This window comes from Streptomyces sp. NC-S4, assembly GCF_054353315.1.
Genome location: NZ_CM135937.1, coordinates 3781557 through 3804285, shown reverse-complemented (window position 1 = coordinate 3804285; position 22729 = coordinate 3781557). Strand labels below are relative to the sequence as shown.

24 protein-coding genes are annotated in these 22729 nt (G+C 72.3%); 8 read left to right on the top strand and 16 right to left on the bottom strand.

Features of this window, described 5'->3' with window-relative positions:
- Positions 1–46 precede the first annotated feature (46 nt).
- On the top strand, positions 47–1153 hold the full coding sequence (locus ACXNSR_RS16660) for an alkene reductase (RefSeq protein WP_458642788.1): 1107 nt from the start codon (positions 47–49) through the stop codon (positions 1151–1153).
- Between the two features lie 6 nt (positions 1154–1159).
- On the opposite strand, the gene ACXNSR_RS16655 is transcribed toward ACXNSR_RS16660, so the two are convergent.
- The 5 genes from ACXNSR_RS16655 to ACXNSR_RS16635 form a co-directional block, all read right to left on the bottom strand.
- A complete protein-coding gene (locus ACXNSR_RS16655; RefSeq protein ID WP_458642787.1) occupies positions 1160–1720 on the bottom strand; it encodes an SMI1/KNR4 family protein in 561 nt (186 codons plus the stop codon).
- A 34-nt stretch (positions 1721–1754) separates the two neighbouring features.
- Positions 1755–2171, bottom strand: a complete 417-nt coding sequence (locus tag ACXNSR_RS16650) for a VOC family protein (RefSeq protein WP_458642786.1) — start codon at positions 2169–2171, stop codon at positions 1755–1757.
- 115 nt (positions 2172–2286) lie between these two features.
- A complete protein-coding gene (locus ACXNSR_RS16645) occupies positions 2287–2529 on the bottom strand; it encodes a hypothetical protein (protein ID WP_329100990.1) in 243 nt (80 codons plus the stop codon).
- A gap of 130 nt (positions 2530–2659) precedes the next feature.
- Positions 2660–2848 (bottom strand): DUF397 domain-containing protein, encoded by a 189-nt coding sequence (locus ACXNSR_RS16640; protein WP_458642785.1) that lies wholly within the window; start codon positions 2846–2848, stop codon positions 2660–2662.
- A complete protein-coding gene (locus ACXNSR_RS16635) occupies positions 2845–3681 on the bottom strand; it encodes a helix-turn-helix domain-containing protein (RefSeq protein WP_458642784.1) in 837 nt (278 codons plus the stop codon). The genes ACXNSR_RS16640 and ACXNSR_RS16635 overlap by 4 nt, the downstream gene beginning before the upstream one ends.
- Positions 3682–3808: 127 nt before the next feature.
- Here ACXNSR_RS16635 and ACXNSR_RS16630 point away from each other — a divergent pair, with 127 nt between their 5' ends.
- Both ACXNSR_RS16630 and ACXNSR_RS16625 read left to right on the top strand, forming a co-directional pair.
- Complete coding sequence (locus ACXNSR_RS16630; protein WP_458642783.1) at positions 3809–4249, top strand: ATP-binding protein; 441 nt, start codon at positions 3809–3811, stop codon at positions 4247–4249.
- Positions 4250–4314: 65 nt separating this feature from the next.
- Positions 4315–5586, top strand: coding sequence for a DUF4241 domain-containing protein (locus ACXNSR_RS16625; protein WP_458642782.1), 1272 nt, complete (start codon positions 4315–4317; stop codon positions 5584–5586).
- A gap of 13 nt (positions 5587–5599) precedes the next feature.
- On the opposite strand, the gene ACXNSR_RS16620 is transcribed toward ACXNSR_RS16625, so the two are convergent.
- From ACXNSR_RS16620 to ACXNSR_RS16610, 3 genes are all read right to left on the bottom strand, one after another.
- Positions 5600–6166, bottom strand: coding sequence for a hypothetical protein (locus tag ACXNSR_RS16620; RefSeq protein ID WP_458642781.1), 567 nt, complete (start codon positions 6164–6166; stop codon positions 5600–5602).
- Positions 6167–6250: 84 nt separating this feature from the next.
- Entirely contained in the window at positions 6251–7111 is an 861-nt protein-coding gene (locus tag ACXNSR_RS16615; protein ID WP_458642780.1) for a TIGR03619 family F420-dependent LLM class oxidoreductase, read from the bottom strand.
- An 89-nt stretch (positions 7112–7200) separates the two neighbouring features.
- Complete coding sequence (locus ACXNSR_RS16610) at positions 7201–8319, bottom strand: ADP-ribosylglycohydrolase family protein (protein ID WP_458643323.1); 1119 nt, start codon at positions 8317–8319, stop codon at positions 7201–7203.
- Positions 8320–8995: 676 nt separating this feature from the next.
- Between ACXNSR_RS16610 and ACXNSR_RS16605 the strand changes: the two genes are divergently transcribed.
- Positions 8996–10066 carry a tyrosine-protein phosphatase gene (locus ACXNSR_RS16605; protein WP_458642779.1) on the top strand — a complete coding sequence of 357 codons (1071 nt, stop codon included), beginning with the start codon at positions 8996–8998 and terminating at the stop codon, positions 10064–10066.
- Between the two features lie 65 nt (positions 10067–10131).
- Here ACXNSR_RS16605 and ACXNSR_RS16600 read toward each other — a convergent pair whose 3' ends face one another.
- The 4 genes from ACXNSR_RS16600 to ACXNSR_RS16585 form a co-directional block, all read right to left on the bottom strand.
- On the bottom strand, positions 10132–12708 hold the full coding sequence (locus ACXNSR_RS16600) for a bifunctional FO biosynthesis protein CofGH (RefSeq protein WP_458642778.1): 2577 nt from the start codon (positions 12706–12708) through the stop codon (positions 10132–10134).
- A gap of 51 nt (positions 12709–12759) precedes the next feature.
- Positions 12760–13542, bottom strand: coding sequence for an SDR family oxidoreductase (locus tag ACXNSR_RS16595; protein WP_458642777.1), 783 nt, complete (start codon positions 13540–13542; stop codon positions 12760–12762).
- 269 nt (positions 13543–13811) lie between these two features.
- Positions 13812–14576: a hypothetical protein gene (locus ACXNSR_RS16590; protein ID WP_458642776.1), complete on the bottom strand. Its 765-nt coding sequence runs from the start codon at positions 14574–14576 to the stop codon at positions 13812–13814.
- A gap of 222 nt (positions 14577–14798) precedes the next feature.
- Entirely contained in the window at positions 14799–15245 is a 447-nt protein-coding gene (locus ACXNSR_RS16585) for a hypothetical protein (RefSeq protein ID WP_458642775.1), read from the bottom strand.
- 253 nt (positions 15246–15498) lie between these two features.
- Between ACXNSR_RS16585 and ACXNSR_RS16580 the strand changes: the two genes are divergently transcribed.
- The 3 genes from ACXNSR_RS16580 to ACXNSR_RS16570 all read left to right on the top strand — a co-directional run bounded on the left by ACXNSR_RS16580 (position 15499) and on the right by ACXNSR_RS16570 (position 17724).
- Positions 15499–16833 carry a diacylglycerol/lipid kinase family protein gene (locus ACXNSR_RS16580; protein WP_458642774.1) on the top strand — a complete coding sequence of 445 codons (1335 nt, stop codon included), beginning with the start codon at positions 15499–15501 and terminating at the stop codon, positions 16831–16833.
- Positions 16834–16927: 94 nt separating this feature from the next.
- Positions 16928–17170, top strand: coding sequence for an amphi-Trp domain-containing protein (locus tag ACXNSR_RS16575; RefSeq protein WP_189735297.1), 243 nt, complete (start codon positions 16928–16930; stop codon positions 17168–17170).
- 125 nt (positions 17171–17295) lie between these two features.
- Positions 17296–17724, top strand: a complete 429-nt coding sequence (locus ACXNSR_RS16570) for a hypothetical protein (RefSeq protein ID WP_458643322.1) — start codon at positions 17296–17298, stop codon at positions 17722–17724.
- A gap of 52 nt (positions 17725–17776) precedes the next feature.
- On the opposite strand, the gene ACXNSR_RS16565 is transcribed toward ACXNSR_RS16570, so the two are convergent.
- Positions 17777–19009, bottom strand: a complete 1233-nt coding sequence (locus ACXNSR_RS16565; RefSeq protein WP_458643321.1) for an aminotransferase-like domain-containing protein — start codon at positions 19007–19009, stop codon at positions 17777–17779.
- A 202-nt stretch (positions 19010–19211) separates the two neighbouring features.
- Here ACXNSR_RS16565 and ACXNSR_RS16560 point away from each other — a divergent pair, with 202 nt between their 5' ends.
- Complete coding sequence (locus ACXNSR_RS16560; RefSeq protein ID WP_458642773.1) at positions 19212–20069, top strand: hypothetical protein; 858 nt, start codon at positions 19212–19214, stop codon at positions 20067–20069.
- A 243-nt stretch (positions 20070–20312) separates the two neighbouring features.
- Here the strand turns inward: ACXNSR_RS16560 and ACXNSR_RS16555 are convergent, their stop codons facing one another.
- From ACXNSR_RS16555 to ACXNSR_RS16545, 3 genes are all read right to left on the bottom strand, one after another.
- A complete protein-coding gene (locus ACXNSR_RS16555) occupies positions 20313–20522 on the bottom strand; it encodes a DUF397 domain-containing protein (RefSeq protein ID WP_458642772.1) in 210 nt (69 codons plus the stop codon).
- 220 nt (positions 20523–20742) lie between these two features.
- Positions 20743–21627 carry a helix-turn-helix domain-containing protein gene (locus tag ACXNSR_RS16550; protein WP_458642771.1) on the bottom strand — a complete coding sequence of 295 codons (885 nt, stop codon included), beginning with the start codon at positions 21625–21627 and terminating at the stop codon, positions 20743–20745.
- 314 nt (positions 21628–21941) lie between these two features.
- Positions 21942–22676, bottom strand: coding sequence for a GOLPH3/VPS74 family protein (locus ACXNSR_RS16545; protein ID WP_030390041.1), 735 nt, complete (start codon positions 22674–22676; stop codon positions 21942–21944).
- Positions 22677–22729 lie beyond the last annotated feature (53 nt).

Genomic DNA, 22729 nt, shown 5'->3' with positions numbered 1-22729 from the left:
CCCAGCTCTTGAACCTGACACCAGTGTCAGCTTTTACGGTACCGGCATGACGCAGACACAGCACGCTCCCGCCGCCTCCCGCCTCTTCGACCCCGCCCGCCTCGGCGGCCTGGAACTGCCCAACCGCCTGGTGATGGCCCCGCTGACCCGGAACCGCGCCGGGGCCGACGGCGTCCCCGGCGAACTCATGGCCACGTACTACGCACAGCGCGCCTCGGCCGGCCTGATCATCGCCGAGGCCAGCACCCCGAACGCCACCGGGCAGACCTACCCGCACATCCCCGGCATCCACACCCCGGCGCAGATCGCCGGCTGGCGGGAGGTCACCGAGGCCGTACGGGCCGCCGGCGGCGGGCAGATGTTCCTCCAGCTCCAGCACGGCGGCCGGGTCGGCCACCCCGAGACCAGCGGACACCTGCCGCTCGCCCCCTCCGCCGTGCCGTTCCCCGAGCAGCTGCACACCCCCGGGGGCCTGCGGGACGGCGTCGTACCGCGCGCCATGACCGCCGAGGACATCCGCACCACGATCGCCGACTTCGCGCGCGCGGCCCGCAACGCCGTCGAGGCGGGCTTCGCCGGAGTGGAGGTGCACTCCGCCAACGGCCACCTGCTGCACCAGTTCCTCGCGCGCAACACCAACCGCCGCACCGACGAGTGGGGCGGCTCCGTGGAGAACCGCGTCCGGTTCACCGTCGAGGTGGTCCGGGCGGTCGCCGAGGCCATCGGCCCGGAGCGGGTGGGCGTGCGCATCTCGCCCGGAGTGAACGTCAACGGGATCGAGGAGGGCGACACCGAGGAGATCTACCCGGCCCTGGTCAAGGCCCTGGCCGACCTGGCGCCGCTCTACCTCCACCAGGTCCACGCCGACCCCGACCGGCCCGCCTTCGCGCAGATCCGCCGCGACTGGCCCGGCACCCTGATCGCCAACCCGGCGCTCTCCCGCGAGGAGGTCGCGGCCGACGGCGGCAAGCGGCAGGGCGAACGCCTGCTGTCCGAGGGCGCCGACCTCGTCGCGCTGGGCCGGGGCTTCCTCGCCAACCCCGACTTCGTGGAACGCCTGCGCACGGACGCGCCGCTCAACGAGCTCCGCCCCGAGTTCCTGATGCACGTACAGGGCCCGGAGGGCTACACCGACTACCCGAGCCTGGGCTGAAAGGACCTACTTGTTGCGCCAGTTGACGAAGGACGCCGCCTCGCCCTCGAGCACGATGCTGATCTTGTTCTCCCGGAAGGCCGGGTCCGAGACGAGCCCCTTCAGGAACGCCGCCATACCGAGGGGGAGCAACTGCATCTCGGGGTGGGTGTGCCGGCCGATGACCAGGACCGGCCAGCGATCCGGGTCGGCGTCCGCGGTCACCCAGCAGTAGATGTCCGCACCCGAGGTCACGGCCCAGGCCACGATGGACTCGGGGTCCACGTCGAAGTCGGCGTCGTCGCCGCACATCTCCCAGGTCTCGCGGGCGCACTCCGTCTCGTCCCCCAAGCCCGGACCGTACCGGTGCGGCCACCCCTCGGCCCGCAGCGCCGGGTGCAGGATGCTGATCCCGTCGCTGACCACCCCCGACCCGTACACCTCCATGAAGCGCACGTAGTCCGAAGGGAACCGGGTCCCCCAGGCCGCCTCGACCTCGGCCCAGTCGATCCGCTCGTCCACCCCGTGAGCCACCGGTATCAGCTCGGCGAGTGCCGCCACCGCGTCCAGCCCGTCTACCCCGTGCATGCGCCCCCCTCGTTCGGCGTATCCGCAGGTCAGCCTACGCGGGTGGCGCGGCCTGGCCCCAGGTGCGGGAGCAGAGCACGAGCCGGTAGCCGTCGGGGTCGGCGATGGTGACGCCCCACTCGTCCCAGTACGGGTTGTGGGAGGCGACGCGGGTTCCGCCGTGCTCGACCAGGCGCTGGACGAGGGCCTCGTCGGGGGCCTCGCCGAGATAGAGAACGAACAGGTCGTCGACGGTCGGCACGGGCACGATCGGGTTCGAGGCATCACGGGTGAGCTCGAAGTGCCAGCCGCCCCCGGCGGGTCCGACCATCAGCAGGTCGTGCTCCCCGGGCACGCTCTCGGCGCTGCGCCACTGCACCTGCAGCCCGAGCCCGTCGACGTAGAACCGCTCGGCGGCCGCGAGGTCCAGGGAGGGCCGGGCGACGCGGACATGAGTACGTGGATCGATCATGTGCGCCAGCGTACGAAACCCCGCCGGGGCGAGGGTGGTTGGGCTGCCGGCCGTACGGCCGACCCGCCGGCCGGGAGTCCTGTGGGACGGGCCCCCGGCCGACGGGCACCGGACGTCAGGCGCCCAGGTGGTGGAACTCGGCCCACTCCTTCTCGCCCGCCTTCTCGCAGTTGTCGGCGTACAGGGGGCCGATCTTGGCCGGGATGCCGGCGAAGGAGGAGCAGTTGGACGCGAAGGCCTTGTGGCCGCCGGAGAAGTAGTCGATGTCGACGCCGTCGTTGGCCAGGGCCGCGCCGGCGCCGCCCATCAGGATGCCGGCAGCCAGGACGGACGCCGTCAGGGCAGAGCGAATACGCATGACACTCTCCTAGGATCTCGTTCGACGCGCCGGACAGACGGCACGCGACCGGATCAACATCACGGAGAGTTCACTGGAAACGGTGCTTCACCCCAATGGCGGTCACCCTCTGTAGTGCGAGAGGGGCGCGTCAGGGGCGCGCGGTGACCCCGGCCAGGAAGACCCCCCAGCTCGCGGCCGTGATGGCCAGCTCGGGACCGGCCGTCACCTTGGAGTCCCGGACGTGCACGGAGTCCGCGCACGCGGCGACCTCGACGCAGTCGTCGCCGTCGCCGCTGCTGTAACTGCTCTTGAACCACCGTAGTCGGGAGCTGTTCACAGGGATCCTCGCAATCGCATCAACAGGGCCCTGCTGTCCGCAGGATTGAGGGCCTGGATGCGAAGTTTGGCATACCGCAGGTGGAGGAGACTGAGGTCTTTCGGCTCGGACAGCACGCGGCCCGACTGCTGCCCTTCGCTGTATCCCATCCACTCGTGCTCCTGGGTTTCGAGGAGCCGAAAGGGGCCTCCGAGGCCCGCGTGTTCGGGGCTGACCAGCGGCATGATCTGCAGGTCCACGTTGGGAAGTTGCCCACACTCCAGGAGGTGGTCGATCAGTTCGCGGGTCACCTCCGGTCCGCCGGTCTGCCGCAGGATCACGGCCTCGTCGATGATGAAGCTGAAGACCGTGTACGGGGTGCGGAACAGGAGCTGCTGGCGCTTCAGCCGGGCCGCGATGCGGGACTCGACCTCGTCGGAAGTGGGTGGTGGCAGGACGTCGTCCACCAGGGCCCGCGCGTAGGCCTCGGTCTGCAGCAAACCCGGCACGGATCGCGACTCGTAGGTGTTGAGGATGACGGCGGCCGCCTCGTGCTCCGCCCACCGCCGGAACCAGGACGCCAGTCCCCGCCGCCGTGACAGCTGCCGGGCCGCGATGATGATCACGCCGTGTGCGTTCAGCGCCGCGTCGGTCTTGTTGACGAACTTCTGCGACGGGTGGCGGCGGCCCTGTTCCACCGAACCGACGTACTGGACCGAGTACCCCACCAGCGGGGCCAGTTGTTCCTGGGTCAGGCCGGCGCGCTTGCGGGAGGCCTTGACCGTCTCGCCGAAGCTGCGCAGGCTGTCATCCGGTTCGACCTCGTCCTCGCCGCTGTCGTCGGCACTCACCATGGCGGTCACCTCCGCGAAAAATGTTCACGCACCGTGACTCGCACTGTCCAGGGAGTGAACTCGTACAGATGGTTTGTACGAGTTCGCTTGGTGTCGAACGACCCTGGCCACACGGGATGTTGGCGCCATGACCGCACCTTCCGGCCCGGCCCGGACCCTCGTACGCGTGTTCACTCAGCGTTTCAGCTGCACCCGGCGCGGGGCCCGCCTCGCCCGCCAGCTGGCCCTCGTCGAACTCCACGACTGGGGCCTCCCGGAATCCACCGCGCTCTCCGCCGACGCCGGGCTCCTCGTGGCTGAACTCGCCGCCAACGCCGTCGTCCACGGGCGGGTGCCCGGGCGGGACTTCGAACTCCGGATGACCCTGCTGGAAGGGGTGCTGCGCATCGAGGTCTCCGACGCCCGCCGCGACCGTCGGCCCGCCGTGCGGCCGCACGCCTACCAGGCCGAGTCCGGCTACGGGCTCCGCATCGTCGACGCCGTCGCCGCCGACTGGGGGGTCATGGACCGGCTGATCGGCAAGACGGTGTGGGCCGAGCTGACGCACCGCGCGGGGGTGCGGACGTAGCCGCCGGCGGGACTGTCGGTGGCGGCCGCTACCTTGCGACCAGGTGCAGGAGCGGGTGGGAGCGGATGGTGGCGGGGTTGGTCGTCGAGTTGGGGTACGCGGAGGGCTGGGACCTGGCGACCCGTACGCCGTGGCGGCCGCTGTCCGCAGAGGCCGCGCGGGAGCGGGACGCGGCCGGCCTGCCGTATGTCGTGGAGTACCGGATGCCCGGCCGGGAGGCTCCGCTCGAAGTCAGGCTCGTCTCCTGGCAGGAGAACCATGTGGGCCTTTGGGTCTACGACGAGCAGGGCCGCCGCACCCATGAGGTCGACTACCGGCTCCTGGACGGGGACCGACTGCTGACCCGGCTGACACGCCGCTGGGGATACGCCGGGCCCGAGGTGCAGGAGTTCGACGAGGAGGCCTCCCGGACCACCGTGACCCTTTACCCCGACGGCCGGGGCCGTCTGGTGCAGGAACCGAAGGGCTCCAAGGGGGGATCGAGGCACTCCACGGCTCGGGTCACCGAGGAGCAGCGGTGGATGGACCGCCCGGAGTTCGGGGGCTGGCCCTTGCTCTCGGCGCAGGTGCACGGGGTGGCGGAGCCGGTCGCCGTCCGGGAGATGGCCGTGGCGCGGCAAGGCGCGGATCCGGCCGGGGAGCCCGCCGACCGCTGGCGGGCTCCCCGGCCGGGCGAGGCCGGGCCGCTGGACGCGCTGTTCCGGCCCGGGACGCGGATGACCACGTCGTACTACCCCGAGATGACCGTCGTGGAGCCGGTGCGGAGCGGGACCCTGAACGTGCCGAGCGGACTGCTGGGCATCGACTGCCCGCTGGACGGCAGGGGGCCGCGCCTGACCGTGGCCGTTCCGCCCGGGGAGTACCCGCTCGAAGAGGCGCGGATCAGCTACGGGTACGACTGCGAGTACGAAGAGCGCTGGGTGGACTGCACGGAGACCTCGGCGGTCCGGCTGTGCGTGAGCGAGACGCCCGCGGTTTCCTGGGAGATGGCCATGGCGCCGGAGGACGACCCGCGGCTGCTCGGCGAAGGCGAGGTGTACTGCTTCTCCACGGACGGCGCGACGGGCGCCTTCGCCGACGCCAAGGAGTGGGGGCCGCTCCAGGAGCTCTTCGACGGGGCGGTGGGGAGGGGCGGTCAGGACACGGGCGAGGCGGACCCCGATCCTCTCTCCATGTTCTTCGAGCGGACCCGTGATCCCCTCTCCGGTGCCGAGTTGGCCGCCTTCGCGGTGACGTCGGACGGGGGACATCCCGTCTGGGTGGGGAGGTCCGCCGACGGGGAGGTGGTCGCCGTCGTGGTGCTGGTGGACGGGATGCCGGCGCTCGCGGCGCCCTGACCTCCGGCCGTCGTCAGGGGCGCCAGCGGGGTGCCTCGTCGTCCGGGGTGTCGGGGCTCGCGAAGTGGAACGGCACGCCCAGGTGGTCGGCCAGAGCGGTGCCCGCGCGGGTGGCGGCCACCGCCGAAGGGTGGCGGCCGCCGGTGTCGGCGCCGTCCAGGGCGCGTTCCGCCGCACCCCAGTGGATCGCTGCGAGGCACTTCTGTCCGGCCGGTTCGTCCGTGATGGCCAGCAGGTCCACGAACCAGCCGTGCACGGTGTCCCCGTCCCAGACCGCCTCGATCGCCACGACCCGGCCCGGGATGCCGTGGGCGAGGACGGCGAGCGAGTCCAGGTCGAGCGGGGAGTCGGGGGTGCGGGCCACCCGGTCGCCGAAGTGCACGTAACGCAGGTGGACGATCTCCTGGGCCTCCCGCAGGCCGATGCCCTGGCCGCGGCCCGCCTCCCGCACCAGCTTGATCGCCCGCATCAAGCCGTCCTGGAGGACGTATCCGTCGACCTGCGTGCGGATGCCCGCCGGGAGCGCCGCCCAGTGGTTCTCGATGTCCTGGTCCGCGCCGTGCGCCGCTCGGTTCGTCATGGCGTCATGATCGGCGGGGCGGCGGCGCCCCGTCGAGGGGATTTCGGGGCCGGACGGCTCCGGCTCCGGCCGGCCTCGTACCTGTCAGAGGTACTGGGCGAATTCGTCCAGCGTGCGCAGGACTTCCGGCTTCGCGGCGGAGGGGAGCTGCAGGACGACCTCCTCGATGCCGAGGTCGGCGTAGTGGCTCATCTTGCCCGGGGTGGGGCGGACCGCGTACGGGACCACGCGCAGGGCCTTCGGGTCGCGTCCGGCCGTCTCCCAGATCTGGCGCAGCACCGGGAGGGATTCGCCGAGGCCCCCGCCGCCGATGGGGAGCCAGCCGTCGGCGTGGTCGGCGATGGCGGCGAACAGCTTGGGGCCGGCCGCGCCGCCGATCAGGGTGCGCGGACCGTACAGGGGGACGCCGGGGCCGAGTTCGCGCGGCGCCTGGACCGGCTTCGGGTGGGCGGAGCTGGCCTGGACGGAGCAGTACTGGCCGACGTGCGCGGTGGGCTCGGGGGACCACAGGGCGCGCATCAGTGCCATCCGGTCGCGGACCAGGTCGCGGCGGGTGCGCCACTCGACGCCGTGGTCGGCGGCCTCCTCGACGTTCCAGCCGTAGCCGATGCCGAGGGTGAACCGGCCGCGGGAGAGGTGGTCCAGGGTGGCGACCTGCTTGGCGAGGCCGATCGGGTCGTGCTGGGCGACCAGGGTGATGCCGGTGCCGAGGTGGAGCCGCTCGGTGACGGCGGCGGCCTGGCCGAGGGCGACGAAGGGGTCGAGGGTGCGCCCGTACATCTCGGGGAGCTCGCCGCCCATGGGGGCGGCGGTCTCGCGGCTGACCGGGATGTGGGTGTGCTCCGGGAGGTAGAGGCCGGAGAAGCCGCGCTCCTCGAGGCTGTGGGCCAGCCGGACGGGGGAGACGGTGCGGTCGGTGAGGAAGATGGTCGTGGCGATCCGCATGTGTTCTGGCACCTCCGAGACGTGGGACCCGCCACGGTACGGGCTGGGCCCCCGATTGTTGAGGGGGCGTCAGGTGCCGGGGGCGCGGTTCAGCCGCGCGGGTAGCGGGCCAGCCAGCCGGGGGAGGAAGCGGTGGGGCTGTGCAGGCTCGGGCCCTGCGTCAGCTCCAGGGCGAAGTCGTCGGCGAGTTCCAGCAGCGCGGCTCGGCCCTCGAGCTCGGCGAGCCAGGCCGCCGGGAGGGCCGTCTCGCCGTGCAGGGCCCCGAGCAGGGCTCCGCACAGGGCGCCGGCGGCGATGGAGTCGCCGCCGTGGTTGACGGCGAGGCGCAGGCCCTGGGGGACGTCCTCGGCGACCAGGGCGCAGTAGGCGGCGACGGCGAGGGCGTCGGCCGCGTCCTCGGGCCCGTCGCCGCCGGGGGAGAGGGCTTCGACGGCCTCGGGCCCCGGGGAGCCCTGGGTGACGGCGGCCATGGCGCGTTGCAGGGCGTCCGTGACGGGCTGGTGGCCGGGACGGGCGCCGAGCAGGCCGAGGGACCGCTGGACGGCGGAGTCGAGGGATTCGCCGCGGATCAGGCCGTGGACGATGACGGCGACGGCTCCGGCGGAGAGGGTGGCGGTGGGGTGGCCGTGGCTCTGCGCGGCGCATTCGACGGACAGCTGGAGGACGAGGGAGGGCTCCCAGCCGACGAGCAGCCCGAAGGGGGCCGAGCGGGAGGCGGCGGCCGCGTCGCGGGCGGTGGGGTTCTTCGGCTGGTCGAGGGTGCCGAGGGCGTCGTCGGCGAAGCCGGTCAGGCAGGCGCGGTGCGGGGCGCGGCGGGCGTAGAGCCATTCCTCGCGCGCCAGCCAGCCGTTGTCCCTGCGGCGTTCGTCGGGGCCCCAGTCGTGCTGGGTGGCGGCCCAGCGCAGGTACGCGCGGTGGATGTCGGTGGGCGGGTGCCAGGCGCCGGTGTCGCGGCGTACGTGGGCCCGGATCAGTCCGTCCACCGTGAAGAGGGTGAGCTGGGTGGCGGCGGTGACCCTGCCGCGGCGCCCGAGGGCGGGGGCCGGACCGGTCAGGCCGTCCGGGCCGTGCGCTTCGCGGAGGGCGGCGAGGGAGAGGCCGGCGGCGGGTGCGCCGAGGGCGTCGCCGAGGGCGGAGCCGAGGAGGGTGCCGCGGACGCGGCTGCGGAAGTCCTGCTGCTCGGCGCGGCCCCAGAGGCCGGTGGCGATGCCACGGCCGAGCGTGCGGTTCGCCCCGGCGGGGGCGGGTCCCGCGCCGGGGCCGCCGCCCGCCGGTCCGTTCGCGACTGCCGTCCGCCGGCCGCCGCCAGTGGCGGTGCCGTGACCGGCTGCGGGGCCGTGACCAGCTGCGGGGCCGGGGCCGCCCACCGGGTCGGCGGTTCCAACCGGGTCGGCGGCTCCCGCGGTGCCGGTGGTGCCCGCGGTGCCGGTGGTGTCCGCGGTGCCGCTCGGGCCGTGAACGGCGGCCGGGCCCTGACCGGCTGCGGGGCCGGGGTGGTCCGGCCGGTCGGTGGGGGCGGGGGCGTGCAGGGAGATGGCGGGGGCGCCGGTATCGGCCGTGGGGGTTGCGGGGCCGTCCGGGATCGGGGTGGAGCCCGTGTCGTTCGTACCGTTCACTGCGTCCCCCCGCTGACGAGTCCACTCGATGCCCGGCGCCCATGTCCGTACCCGCCGCGCACGCGAACCCGCACTGTAGTGGACAGGATCGGTCGAAAACGGAAGCGGTCGGCCAGGGATCCCGTAAGTGAGCGTAGATCGGCCAGAATCCGAACACTTCCAGCCGAGATCCAAGGGGTGGCACGTTTTGCCAGTTGCCTTCGAGTCGGTCGTTTTCGGTCACGCCTCGTTCATCGGACGTTCTCCGCCGACGCCCAGCCTCGGAGCCATGAAGAAGGCTCTCCTCGCCGCGACCGCCGTCGCCTCCGCAGTCGCCGCCTCCCTGGTCGCGGCCCCGCTCGCCTCCGCCTCCGCCCCCGGCTGGGACCGGCACGACCGGTCCGCCATCCCGTTCACCGAAGCCACCGTCACCGCCGGAGCCGACGGCTCCTTCACCCTCCAGTGGAAGGCCCGCGGCACCGACCGGGTCGAGATCAGGGCGAACGGCAAGGTCGTCGCGAAGGGCGGCTCCCAGGGCCGCGCCGTGGTCACGGGCCTGCCCGCCGCCGACCGCCAGTGGTTCGACTTCAAGCCCGGCCGCGGCCAGGGCCTGCGCCTCGCCGACCGCCTGATCAAGCTGGACGGCACCGCCAACTTCCGCGACGCCGGCGGCTACCGCACCAGCACCGGCCAGTGGGTCAGGATGGGCGAGGTCTACCGCTCCGACGCACTCAACAAGCTGACGGAGAACGACCTGGCCAAGCTGCAGCGCCTGCGCGTCAGGACGGTCTTCGACCTCCGCATGGAGGACGAGCGCACCAAGGACGCCGACAAGGTGCCCGCGGGCGCCGCCTACGTCGTCGCCGACGTCTTCGCGGGCTCCGGTTCCTTCCAGACGATGCCCCGCACCCCTGACGAGGCCGTTAAGGCCATGGTGGACGCGGAGCGGGCGATGGTCTCCGGCGCCGGCGGCAAGAAGGCGTACACCCAGGTCCTCGAAGGCATCGAGCGCGACCGAGGCCGCTCCGTCCTCTTCCACTGCACGGCCGGCAAGGACCGCACCGGCTGGGCGGGCGCCACCCTGCTGACCGCCCTCGGCGTGCCCCGCGAAACCGTCGAGGCCGACTACCTGGCCAGCAACGACTACCGCAAGGCCGCCAACGACGCGATCCTCTCCCACCTGCCCGCCCAGCAGGCCGCCGTCTACAAGCCGCTGCTCGACGTGCGCCCCGAGTACCTGAACGCGGGCTACGACGAGGTCAAGGCGAAGTACGGCTCCTTCGACCGCTACCTCCAGGACGGGCTCGGCATCGACGCCCGCGAGCTGAAGGCGCTGAAGAGGGACCTCCTGGTCGGCTGATCCGGACCGGCCGGCCGACCGGCCACGAGCGGGATCCCGGCCGACCGGCCGGGATCCCCTCGCGCTCAGTCCAGTACCGGGAGCAGCTCGGGCAGGTGCCCGTCCGAGGCGCGGGCCGCCTCCTGCCGCTCCTGCGGCACCTCCCCGTACAGCGTCGTCCGGGCCTTCGCGGGCCGCCCGGCCGCCCCGGCGACCGCGATCAGGTCCTGCACCGACTTGTACGAGCCGTAACTCGACCCGGCCATCCGCGAGATGGTCTCCTCCATCAGCGTGCCGCCCAGGTCGTTGGCCCCGGACCGGAGCATCTCGGCCGCGCCGTCCGCACCCAGCTTCACCCAGCTCGTCTGGATGTTGGGGATGTGCGGGTGCAGCAGGATCCGGGCCATCGCCGTCACCGCTCGGTTGTCACGGACCGTCGGACCCGGCCGTGCGATGCCCGCCAGGTACACGGGCGCGTTGGTGTGGATGAAGGGGAGCGTGACGAACTCCGTGAAGCCGCCCGTCTGCTGCTGGATCCGCGACAGCGTGCGGAAGTGGCCGAGCCAGTGCCGCGGCTGGTCCACGTGCCCGTACATCATCGTGGACGAGGAGCGGATCCCCAGTTCGTGCGCGGTGGTGATGACGTCGATCCAGTCGGCCGTCGGCAGCTTGCCCTTGGTCAGGACCCAGCGGACCTCGTCGTCGAGGATCTCCGCCGCCGTACCCGGGATCGAATCCAGGCCCGCCTCCTTGGCCGCCGTCAGCCAGTCCCGTACGGACATCCCCGTCCGGGTGGCCCCGTTGACCACCTCCATCGGCGAGAAGGCGTGCACGTGCATGCCGGGGACCCGCTGCTTCACCGCGCGCGCGATGTCGAAGTAGGCCGTCCCGGGCAGGTCCGGGTGGATGCCGCCCTGCATGCACACCTCGACCGCGCCCAAGTCCCAGGCCTGGGCGGCCCGGTCGGCGACCTGGTCGAGGGAGAGGGTGTAGGCGTCGGCGTCCGTGCGGCGCTGCGCGAAGGCGCAGAAGCGGCAGCCGGTGTAGCAGACATTGGTGAAGTTGATGTTCCGCGTGACGATGTAGGTGACCTCGTCGCCCACGACCGACCTGCGCAGGTCGTCGGCGATGCGGCACAGCGCGTCCAGGGCCGGGCCGTCCGCGTGGAGCAGCGCCAGTGCCTGCGCGTCCGTCAGCTTCGTCGGATCGTCGGCGGCCTGCGCGAGGGCGCCCCGTACGTCGGTGTCGATGCGCTCGGCGACCATTCCGGGCGCGGCCGCCTCCCGCAGCGCCTCCCAGTCCCCGTACACGTCGTCGAAGTCGTCGCGGCGGTCGCCGGTGCGGCCCTCGGTGTCGATGGTGGCGTGCAGGTCGGTGCGCCCGTACGCGGTGAAGCCCTCGTCCGGCTCCTGCCACGGACGGCCCTCGACCACGGCGCCCTCGTCGGCCAGCCCGGTCCCCGGATCGGCCAGCGCCCGTACGTGCGGCAGCAGGCGGGGGTCCAGCCAGGGCTCGCCGCGCTGCAGGAACTCCGGGTAGATGGTGAGGCGCTCGCGCAGCTCGAAGCCGGAGGCGGCGGTGCGGGCGGCCAGCTCCTCGATGTGCGGCCAGGGGCGCTCGGGGTTGACGTGGTCGGGGGTCAGCGGGGAGACCCCGCCCCAGTCGTCGATGCCCGCGCCGATGAGCAGCGCGTACTCGGCGTCCACCAGGTTCGGCGGGGCCTGGATCCGGGCGCTCGGGCCCAGGATGTGCCTGGCGACGGCGATGGCGGCGGCCAGCTCCTCCAGCTCCGCGTCCGGCATGCCGCGCATGGCGGTGTCCGGCTTGGCGCGGAAGTTCTGGACGATGACCTCCTGGATGCCGTGGTAGCTGCGCTGGATGCGGCGCAGCTCGAAGAAGGCGTCCGCCCGCTCCTCGTAGGACTCGCCGATGCCGATCAGCACGCCGGTGGTGAAGGGGACGTTGGAGCGGCCCGCGTCCTCCAGGACGCGCAGCCGCACGGCCGGGTCCTTGTCGGGGGAGCCGTGGTGGGGGCCGCCCGGCTCGGACCACAGGCGGGTGGCGGTGGTCTCCAGCATCATGCCCATGCTGGGCGCGACCGGCTTGAGCCGCTGCAGGTCGGACCACGACAGGACGCCGGGGTTGAGGTGCGGCAGCAGGCCGGTCTCCTCCAGGACCCGGATCGCCATGGCGCGCACGTAGGCGAGAGTGTCGTCGTAGCCGTGCGCGTCGAGCCACTCGCGGGCCTCGGGCCAGCGGTCCTCGGGGCGGTCGCCGAGGGTGAAGAGTGCTTCCTTGCAGCCCATCGCCGCGCCCTGGCGGGCGATGTCGAGGACCTCGTCGGGGGAGAGGTACATCCCGTGGCCGCTCTTGCGGAGCTTTCCGGGGACGGTGACGAAGGTGCAGTAGTGGCACCTGTCGCGGCAGAGGCGGGTGAGGGGGATGAAGACCTTGCGGGAGTAGGTGATGACACCGGGCCGGCCGGCGGCGGTGAGCCCGGCGTCCCTCACCCGGGCGGCGGAGGCGGCGAGGTCCCCCAGGTCCTCGCCGCGCGCCTGGAGGAGTACGGCCGCCTCGGTCGCGTCGAGCGCGACGCCGTCGCGGGCCCGCCGGAGCGCGCGGCGCATCGCGTTGTCGGTCGGAGCGTCACTCGGAGTGGTCATGGGCCGAGCATACGATCCGACGTTGCGGCGTTGGAGCGGCGGCGGAGTGGCTCATCTCATCAGCTCACCCGCGTTGACCAGCAGCGACTGGCCGGTTATCGCCCGCGCCCGGTCGGAGGCGAAGAACACGGCGGCGTCCGCCACGTCCCCGTCGGTGGCCAGATCGGGCAGTGCCATCCGCTGGGTGAGGCGGGCGTGCACCTCGGCCTCCGGAACGCCCTCGGTGTGCGCGGTGAAGGTGACGAAGGCCTGCACGGGCGGCCCCCACATCCAGCCGGGCAGCACGGTGTTGACGCGGATCCGGTGCGGGCCGAGCTCGCGGGCCATCGAGTACATGGCGGAGGTCAGCGCCCCCTTGGAGGCGGCGTACGCGGCCTGCTGCACCTCGTTGGGCGCGGCGACGGCGGACTGCGTCCCGATGACGACGACGGCCCCGCCGCGCTCCTTGAGGCCGGGCAGAGCGGCCCGGGTCATCCGCAGGGTCCCCAGCAGGTTCACGTCGATGATCTGCTGCCACGTCCCGAAGTCGGCGTCCTGCAGCCCCCCGAAGTACGAGTCCCAGGCGGCGACGTGCACGACGCCGTCGAGCCTCCCGAACCGATCCCGCGCGAGCGCGGCGAGGGCCTCGCACTGCGCCTCGTCGGTGATGTCGGTGGGCAGGTACGCGGTGTGCGTGCCGTCGGGGTCGATCTCGGCGGCGGATTTGGCGAGATTCGCCTCGGTCCGCGCCCCGAGCACGGCGTTCCCGCCGTCGCGCACGACGGCGGCGGCCACCTGATGCCCGAGCCCGGCCCCGACACCCGAGACGATGACGGTCTTCCCTTGCAGCAGCATGACGGACCTCCGCACGCGGTTGATCTGACGGCGCGTCAGGCTACGGCGCGGGCGCGACGGTGTGAAGGGGTGCGGACCCGCTGAGCGGCGGAGGCGGCGGCCGCCGAAGGTCCCCGGCCGCGTCGATCCACTCGAGGATCCGGTTCACGATGCCGAGGAGCTCCGCGTCGGTGGTGTCTCCGTCCTCCCGGTGGGCCGGATCGATCGGGTACTCGTCCAGGGCGAGCGGTTCATTTCCATGGCCGTCCTCCCCCGGGGCGCCTCGCCGGTCAGCCGCGCCCGGCGAGCAGCACCTGCACGTGCGCGTTGCCGCTGAGGCGCATATGACCGGCAAGCACCTGCCCGGCGGGCCCCTCGGCCCGGTGCACCGCGGCGACGGCATGGGCCATGGCGCGACCGGACGGGGCGGCCCGCAGGATCCGCAGGACGAGCTCCACCGCCAGATCCTCGTCCACGACCACAACGGAGTTGGCGAGATCGACGAGCTGGGTCGCCACGTCGAACCGGTACGGAACCCCCGCCGTGAGGGACCCGAGGCCCCGGCCGATGACGTCACGGATGTCGGGAAGGCAGGCCCGCACCACGTCCTCGTCCAGGTAGTCCCCGAGCTTCTCCTCGAAGTACTCGCGGTCGGCCATCCGTATCAGCGACCGGAAGGTCTCCAGCCGGAGTGCCGAGGACCCCTTCTCCTCGGCCGGCTCCCGACTGTCCGCCGCGGCCGCGGAGAGGTGCCCGTAGCTGCTGTCCACGGAGAACTTGCGGTCGACGAGCAGGTCGTACCAGGGCGCCTTCCGCGGCGCGAGGCTCAGCTCCCGCACGGTCTCGTACCCCACGGGCTCGCCCCAGGCGACCAGCGCCAGGCAGGCCAGGTACCTCTCGCGGTCCGCCGCCGACGCATCACCGAGCAGGGAGACGAGCCCGGGCACGCGCTCCCGATGCTCCGCGTGGTCGTAGCCGCCGTAGATGACGTCATCGACGTCATCGGTCCGATGCCCCGCGAAGTCGATCCCGAGCAACTCCTCGAACCGAGTCATGCCCCCTGCCTTCCTGCTGATGCCCTGGGTTCGCTCAGACAAGGCGCCATCGGCCAGTTCCTCCGCTGCGCGGAGCGCGGTGGCTGCCAGCACGGCGGGGCTGACCGCTGCCGTGCCGCGTTTGGAGCGTGCATGCGCGCCGCCGCCACCCGCAGTGCGTCGGTCGAGTGTGCCGCACGGGGATGCGAGGGCTGTCCGGGCCGGAATTGCGGAGGATTCACGTCACTCGGACTTTCTGACCTGAGCCGCGACCTGTTGAAATCGCTTCAGGGCGGTTAGATAGTCGTCCGAAGCGTGGTCTTCGGGGGGTGGCGGTGTGAGGTGTCGGCTCGCCAGCTCCTCCGCTGCCGAAAGAACCGTCTCGGCGAGCTCTGCATGGCTGATCTGTGCCACTGGCCCGGATCTGCCCTTCACTGTGACCGTCTTCTTGGTCGTGCGGAAATCGAGCCTGAACGAAGAATCGATTCCGGTGAAGGATGCATTGGTGGAACGTCGGCTCAAGAGCATCGTGAGGGAGTCGAGGAGGTCGGGCACGGAGAGGTAGAGCATCATCCCCTGATCGGGTGCGTGCCCGACCGAGCTGGCCTCGCCCAGTTCCCCTGCCCAGAACATGTCCCCAAGGTCGAATCCGCTTGGGTCTCCCTGGCCGGGGCGTACGGTGAACTTCACCTGCATTGGTTTGGCAGGGTCTGATGTCCGGTTTCCCTTTTCGGCCATCGTCTCGGCAGCGGCTTCGATTTGCGCTCCCGTCGTTGAGGGTGGCATGAGATCCCCGTGTCCAGTGGCGTGCGTGCCCGAGACACTTTCGCATGGCCTGGGGGCGGGCCGAGGAAGTTCGCACCGCCCCCGTCGCGTCGACGGCCGATCTGCTTCGGGAGATGATCGGAGATGACCCCGCGGCACGAGGCGAGGACGTGAGGGCATGGCAATCCCGCATACTTCCGGCGCGCCCCGGCGGGCTCGGCTGTGGGCCCTGCTGGCTTTGGTCTGCGCGGTGCTCGCGGCGGTGACGCTGGTGGCCGAGGGCATCGTCGGGGGGCTGCTCGTCCTCGTCGTCGGGGTGGCCGGGGCGGCGCTCACAGCCATGGGGACCTGGTGGGTGGTGTCCCATCGCGGTGCGGTACGGCTCGTGGGGACCCTGCTGGTGGTGGCCGCGCCCGTGGCCATCCTGCTCATCTACGCCCGCGCGGACCTGTGGCCCACGGCGCTGCTCGCCATCGCGCTGTGGGCGGCCGCCGTGGCCTGCGCGCGGACCGCGCTGCGCGCCGCGCGACGGCCCGACGGGATGCGGGCCGTCGCCCGGGCCGCCCCCCGCAACCCGGTGCTGATCATGAACCCGAAGTCCGGCGGCGGAAAGGTCGGCCGCTTCGGCCTGGTCGAGAAGGGGGAGGCGCTCGGAGCCCGGGTGGTGCTGCTGGACCCGGAGGTCGTGACGGACGTCGCCGCCCTGGCCCGGCAGGCGGTGGCCGACGGAGCGGACCTGCTCGGGGTGGCGGGCGGAGACGGTACGCAGGCCCGGGTGGCCGAGGTGGCGGCCGAGCACGACCTGCCGTTCCTCGTGATCTCCGCGGGCACCCGGAACCACTTCGCGATGGACCTCGGGCTGGACCGCGAGGACCCGGCCCGGTGCCTGGACGCGCTGGCCGACGGGGAGGAGCTCAGGGTCGACCTGGGGGTCGTGGGCGGCCAGGCCTTCGTCAACACGGCTTCGTTCGGCGTCTACGCGGAGATCGTGCAGCGACCGGAGTACCGGGACGCGAAGGCGGACTCGGCGCTGGCCGCGATGCCCGACCTGCTCATGGGCTACGCCGGGACCACCCTCGACGCGGTGACCGACGAGAAACGGCTGGAAGCCCAGCAGGCACTGCTGGTCAGCAACAACCCGTACACGTCCTCCGAACCGATGGGCGCCCGCAGGTCCCGCCTCGACCGCGGCGAGCTGGGCGTCCTCGGCATCCGGGTGAACAACGCGGCCCAGGCGGCCGAGGTCGCGCTGCGCGGAGCGAGGGCGGCGGGCCTCCACGTCCTCACCTCCCGCCAGGTCGTCGTCCGATCGGCCGCGGACCGCATCGCGGTCGCCGTGGACGGCGAGGCGCTGACCATGCCCACACCCGTGACCTGCTCCATCCGCCCGGGCGCACTGCGCGTCCTGGTGCCCAGACTCCGCCCGGGGGCCCCGGCGGTTGCTCCGCCCATGCAGTGGAGCGAGGTCCTCGCCCTGGCCTTCAACCGGCCGGGCACGGGCCGGGCCGGCTGAGACCCGGGACCCCCGTCCCCGACCCGAGATGCCCGACCTCCGGGGCGGCCGCACAATGAGCCGTACCGGTGTTCGCAGCGGATTGGAGACGTCCGTGAAGGACCTCAAGTTTGAGCAGAAGAGCTCCCTTTCCCGCCTCGAGGCCGCCGACCAGCTGGCCGCGCTCGCGGAGGCGCTGCGCCACGGCGGCAACGCCGAACTGGAACTCGGCCCCGGGAAGATGAGCCTGCGCGTCCCGGACGAGCTCCGCACCGAGATCGAGGTCGAGATCGGCGACGGGGAGATCGAGATGGAGATCGAGCTCAAGTGGCCCACCGCACAGGCCGGGGCCGCGTGACAGGGCCTCCGGAGGGCGGCCGGGAGCGCGGCCCGGAAGGCGGTCCGGAGGGCCCGCAGGGGGGCGGCGCCGCCCCGGAGCGGGAGGCCGGCACCGAGGACTACACCGGCGCCGTCTACGGCTCGCTGCTCGCCGCGTCCGTGGTGGTCGGCGCCGGGACCCTCGGCAAGTACCCGCGGCTGGAACTCGTCGCGCTGCTCCTCGGCACCGGGGTGGTGTTCTGGGCCGCGCACGTCTTCTCCCGCCTCTTCGGGGCCCGCATGGTGCGCCGGCTGAGCTGGGACGTGGTCCGCAGTACGTCCAAGGAGGAACGCCCGATCATCAAGGCGGCCGTCCCCCCGGCCGTGGCCGCGGCCATCGCCCCGCTGTTCGGCCTGGGTGCCACGGGCATCGCCTGGCTGGCGCTCGCGGTCGCGCTGATCGGCCAGGTCGGCTGGGCCACCGTGGCCGCCAGCCGCGCCGGCGCCTCACGCCGGCTGATGGTCCTGGCCGGCGTGATCAACCTGTTCCTCGGGCTGCTCATCGTGCTGCTCAAGGTCGCCCTCGCGCACTGAGGCCGAAGCCGAGGCAGAAACCGAAGCCGAAGCCGCGCCCGCACGCCCCCGGTTACTTCCCCGGCCGCTTCTCCTTTCCGTACTCCGCCAGCGCCGTGCGCAGCCGGCCGACCCCTTCGGTGATCTCGGCCGGCGTGTGCGTCGTGAAGTTCAGGCGCAGGGTGCGGGGGTCGGGGGCGGTGGCGTAGAAGGGGGCGCCCGGGACGAAGGCGACGCCGTGGGCGACGGCCGTCCCGAGGAGGTCCGTCGCGTCGTGGCCCTCCGGCAGGCGGGCCCACAGGAACATGCCGCCCTCGGGCAGGTTCCACGCGCAGTCGGCCGGCAGGCTCCGGCTCAGCGCGCCCTGCAGCGCGTCGCGGCGCGCGCGGTAGGCCGTGCGGACTGCGGCTATGTGCGCGTCGAGGTCCACCGCCGCGAGGTAGTGCGCCGCGGCCAGCTGGTCCACCGTGGAGGTGTGGAGGTCCGCCGCCTGTTTCGCGACGACCGCGGCCCGCCGCAGCGCCGCCGGGGCCCGGAGCCAGCCGAGGCGCAGCCCGGGAGCCATGACCTTCGAGAAGCTGCCGAGCAGCGCCGTACGGTCCTCCGCCCCCGGGTGCGCGGCGAGCCAGGGGACCTCGGAGCCCTCGTAGCGGAGTTCCCCGTACGGGTCGTCCTCCACCAGCCACAGCCCGAGCCGGGCCGCGGTCCGCGCGACCGCCGCCCGGCGGGCGGCCGGGAGGGTGCGTCCCGTCGGGTTCTGGAAGGTGGGGACGGTGTACAGCAGCTTCGGCCGCTCGCGCGCCACGATGTCCGCCAGTGCGTCCGGGAGGATGCCCTCCGCGTCGCAGGGCACGGCCACCACCCGCGCACCCGCCAGGCCGAAGCACTGGAGGGCCGCGAGGTAGGTGGGGTTCTCGACCAGCACCACGTCGCCGGGTTCGATCAGGGTGGCGGTGATGAGGGTCAGGGCCTGCTGGGAGCCCGAGGTGATGAGCACGTCCTCCGGGGCGGTCGGCAGCCCGCGTGCGGTGGCCCGGGCGGCGACGGCCTCGCGGAGTTCGGGGGCGCCCTCGGTGGTCGAGTACTGCAGCGCGCGCCGCGCGGACACCGCGAAGGCGGCGTCGTACGCGGCCCGCAGGCCCTCGGTGTCGAAGAGTTCGGGCGCGGGCAGGCCGCCGGCGAGGGAGATGATCCCGGGGCGTTCGGTGAGCGCGAGGATCTCGCGTACGGGGGACCCCTCCACGGAGGCGGCGCGGGCGGCGAACGGGGGCGGCGGCGCGGTGGCGGACACGGCGACGGCGGACATGGCGGCGGCGGACACGGCGGCGGAGGAGGTCGCAGGCTCGGCGGCAGGCACGGGCAGCTCCTTCAGGGGGCGGGTGCGCGCATCGTAGCGAGAGAAAGTTGTAGACGGCATGTATGTATCAGGGGGTGGACCGGACGCGCGGAACCCCGGTGCCGGCTCCCGACCCCTCCCCATCTGATGCCGCATCAGATAGACCGGTCCCATGACGACAGGAGAGCAGGATCCGCAGCAGGACACCCGCGTCGAGGACTACGCCGAGCTCGCGGCCGTCGGCCCCTACGGCGTCCGACCCGGCCATGCGCTGATCACCATGGTGGAACCGCACCCGGGCCACGAGTACGCGTACAACCGCTGGTACGAGGACGACCACTACTACGCCGGCGCCATGGCCATGCCCTGGATGTACGCAGGCCGCCGCTGGGTGGCCACCCGCGAACTGCAGGAGCTGCGCTACCCCGAGAAGTCGGCCGTCGCCCAGCCCGTCACCGCGGGCTGCTACATATCGACGTACTGGGTCACCCGGGGTCGCTACGACGAGCACATGAAGTGGACCGTCGGCATCAACAAGCGCCTGAACCGCGACGGTCGGGTCTACCAGGACCGCACCCACGTGTTCACGTCCTTCCAGGGCCACGCGGCCACCGTCTACCGCGACGGCGCCGCCGGTCCGCGGGACTTCCACGCCCTGGACCACCCGTACGAGGGCCTCGTCGTCCAGGTCATCGACGCCGACGGGCCCGAGCAGCGGGCCGAGTTGCTGGAGTGGCTGCGCTCGCGCGCCCTGCCGAAGAAGCTGCACGGCGGTCCGGCCGCGATGGTGACGGTCTTCCGTCCGACCCCGCTGCCGGGCGACCGGATGACGTACGTCAAGCAGGTGGAGGGCGTCGACACCCGGCTCACACTGCTGTGGTTCCTCCAGGAGGACCCCCGGACCTGCTGGGACCGCTTCCGGGGGTGGGACGCGGAGGTCGCGGAGGCGGGGCTGGGGCGGGTGGAGCTGGTGGCGCCGTTCATCCCGACGGTGCCGGGGACCGATCGATACGTCGATCAGCTGCGCTGAGCGGGGAGCGGGAGCGGGGGCGGCCGCGGGCCGTCGGTCCCCGGGCATGGCCGAGCCCCCTCGGCCAAGACGGCGGGTCGGTCGAGAGGGCTCCAGTCAGTGGTGCAGGTGATGCAGGTGATGCGGGTAACGCGGATGGTGCTGGTGCTGGTGCTGGTGGTGCGGAAGCCGGGCCCGTCGGTGTGTTGTGCGCGGGGGCCGAACGGCAGTGGAGACGAGAGCGGTCGGGACGCGCCGTGATGTTCAGGCGAGGCGTCCCAGCCGGCCCTCGGTGACGTCGGCGACGAACGAGGTCCAGGAGTCGGGCGCGAAGGTGAGGGACGGTCCGTCCTGCACCTTCGAGTCGCGGACGGCGATGGCCTCCGTGACAGGGGACTTGACCTCGACGCAGGCGCCGTTGGCGGAGTAGGAGGACTTGATCCAGTTGGTCGTGGCGCCCTGGCGAATAGCCATGTTTTTCTCCGGTGAGCGAGTAGTTCCGGTGGTTCCGGTGTCCTGTCGGCCAAACTTCCGGCTGACCTGATCGACGCTACCGGCAGCTCCTGACGGGTGAAGTGACCATTCACCCGACCGGGTGGCATATTCCATTCAAGCCTTCTGTGGCTGGGGAGTGACGGTGTACGGTGCCGACCCGCTTGCCACACGCCCGTTGGATATCGGGCGCATCCCGCCCTTATGCGCCCTTGTCGGCGTATTCGTTGATGATCCCCGAGATGAACTCACGGGTCTGGTCGACATTGAGCGCCTGCGCGCGCAGGTGCTCGTACATCACGCTGTACTTCTGGACGTCGTTGGCCTTCTCCAGGTACAGGTCGCTCGTGACGCCCTCGATGTAGACGACGGTCGAGTCGGACGCGTCCGGGAACTCCAGGATCGCGTACTGGCCGTTCACGCCGGGGTGCGCGCCCAGCTCGAAGGGCATCACCTGCACCGTGACGTGCGGCTGCTCCGACTGCTCTATCAAGTACTCGAGCTGCCGGACCATCAACTGGGCGTCGCCCACGCGCCGGCGCAGCGCCGCCTCGTCGATCACCGCCCACAGGCGCAGCGGACCGAGGTCCGGGTTGTTGTTCTCCGTCTCGGAGAGCCGCTTCTGGCGGTGCATCCGGACCTGGACGCGCTTGTCGACGTCGGCCGGGGCGGTCTCCGGCCATGCGCCGCGGACGAGGGACTGGGCGTACTCCGTCGTCTGGAGCAGCCCCGGGATCACCAGGGGCTCGTACGTGCGCAGGCTGGCGGCGTCCGTCTCCAGGCCGATGTAGACGCTGTACGGGATGTCGCCGAAGGCGTGCCACCAGCCCTGCTGGCGGGAGTCCTTGGCCATCTGCATGAGCGAGTCGATGAGGCGGCGGTCCTCCACCTCGTAGACGTCGCACAGGTCGCGGACGTCGCGCTGGCTGATGGAGCGGCGGCCGTTCTCCAGTCGGCTGATCTTCGACTGGGAGACGAGCAGACGCTCGGCGACCTGTTCGGCCGTCATGCCCTTGTCTTCGCGGAGCTTGCGCAACTCCATGCCCAGTCGGCGGCGTCGGACGGTGGGATTGACATTGGACGCCACGTGAACGGCACCTCCGCCTTCTTCTGTCGTTGCAGCTGTCTCTCTGCGTATCTGGTCTTGAGCAGACTGCCACCGAAGCGGGCGGCGCCGCTGGGGAACGGCCCGGAAACACAGACGCGCGGGGTGGCGGGGCCGGCGAACCGGCCCCGCCACCCCGCGCGTCTGTGTTTCCGGGCCGGCCGGGTCCTCGCGGACGTCGGCCGGGGCGGTGGCGTTGCGATGGTCGTGCGATGAAGCGGGTGGAACGGGTGATCGGTCGATCGGGGGTGGATCGGGGGTGGAACAAGGGTGGATCGGGGGTGGAACGGGGTGGATCAGTGTGCGGCCGCGCGGGCCATCGCGCCCGTCCGGCGCGGCTGCAGCGGGACGCTGCTCGCCGTGGCCCGGGCCGGCGGTGCGGGTGCGCGGTCACGGCGCGGCTGTGCGGCCACACCGTTCTGGACGTCCATCACGGCATGCGCCACGAGTCCGCCCATCGGGTCGTGCCGGATCAGGTCCCGCAGCCGGGACCTGGACGACCGCCCCTCGTTGCCGGGGTACAGGTGCTTGCCGAGTCCGACCGCGTGGGCCAGTGCGGCGAGCGCCGCGGTCCGCGGGTCCGGCGGTACGCCGGTGCGGATCGCACTGTCGAGCCGGGCTCGGATCTCCCGGCTGATCTCCGTGTCCGTCGCCTGGTAGCGAGTCGTCGGAAGCACTCCGCACATCTGTCCCGCGACGGCATGGACCATGCCGCAGCGCTCCAGATGAGCGAGGTAAATCTGGCGGAGCCCCAGTCGGGGTCCGCCGATCCAGTGGACGGCCCGTACCGGGCTGCCGCGCCTGCGCAGCAGTTCCAGTGCGGAGTCCAGAGTCGGATCTCCTGTCGGCCGCGGCATCACCACGGCGATACGATCCCCATCAGGGGCTATCCGTCCTGCCAGAGCCAGCTCCACTAGCTGTGCCCCGGCCAGGCCGAGGTCGAGCGACTGCGGCTGCGCCGTGGTACCCGTGGCCGGGTCCAAGGCGAGCAGCAGAAGCTCCTCCGGAATTGTTCTGCGGCTCCTGCCCATCCATGCCTCCCCGCGTGGATGAGTGACAGGGTGACGCCTCTCACATTCATCTG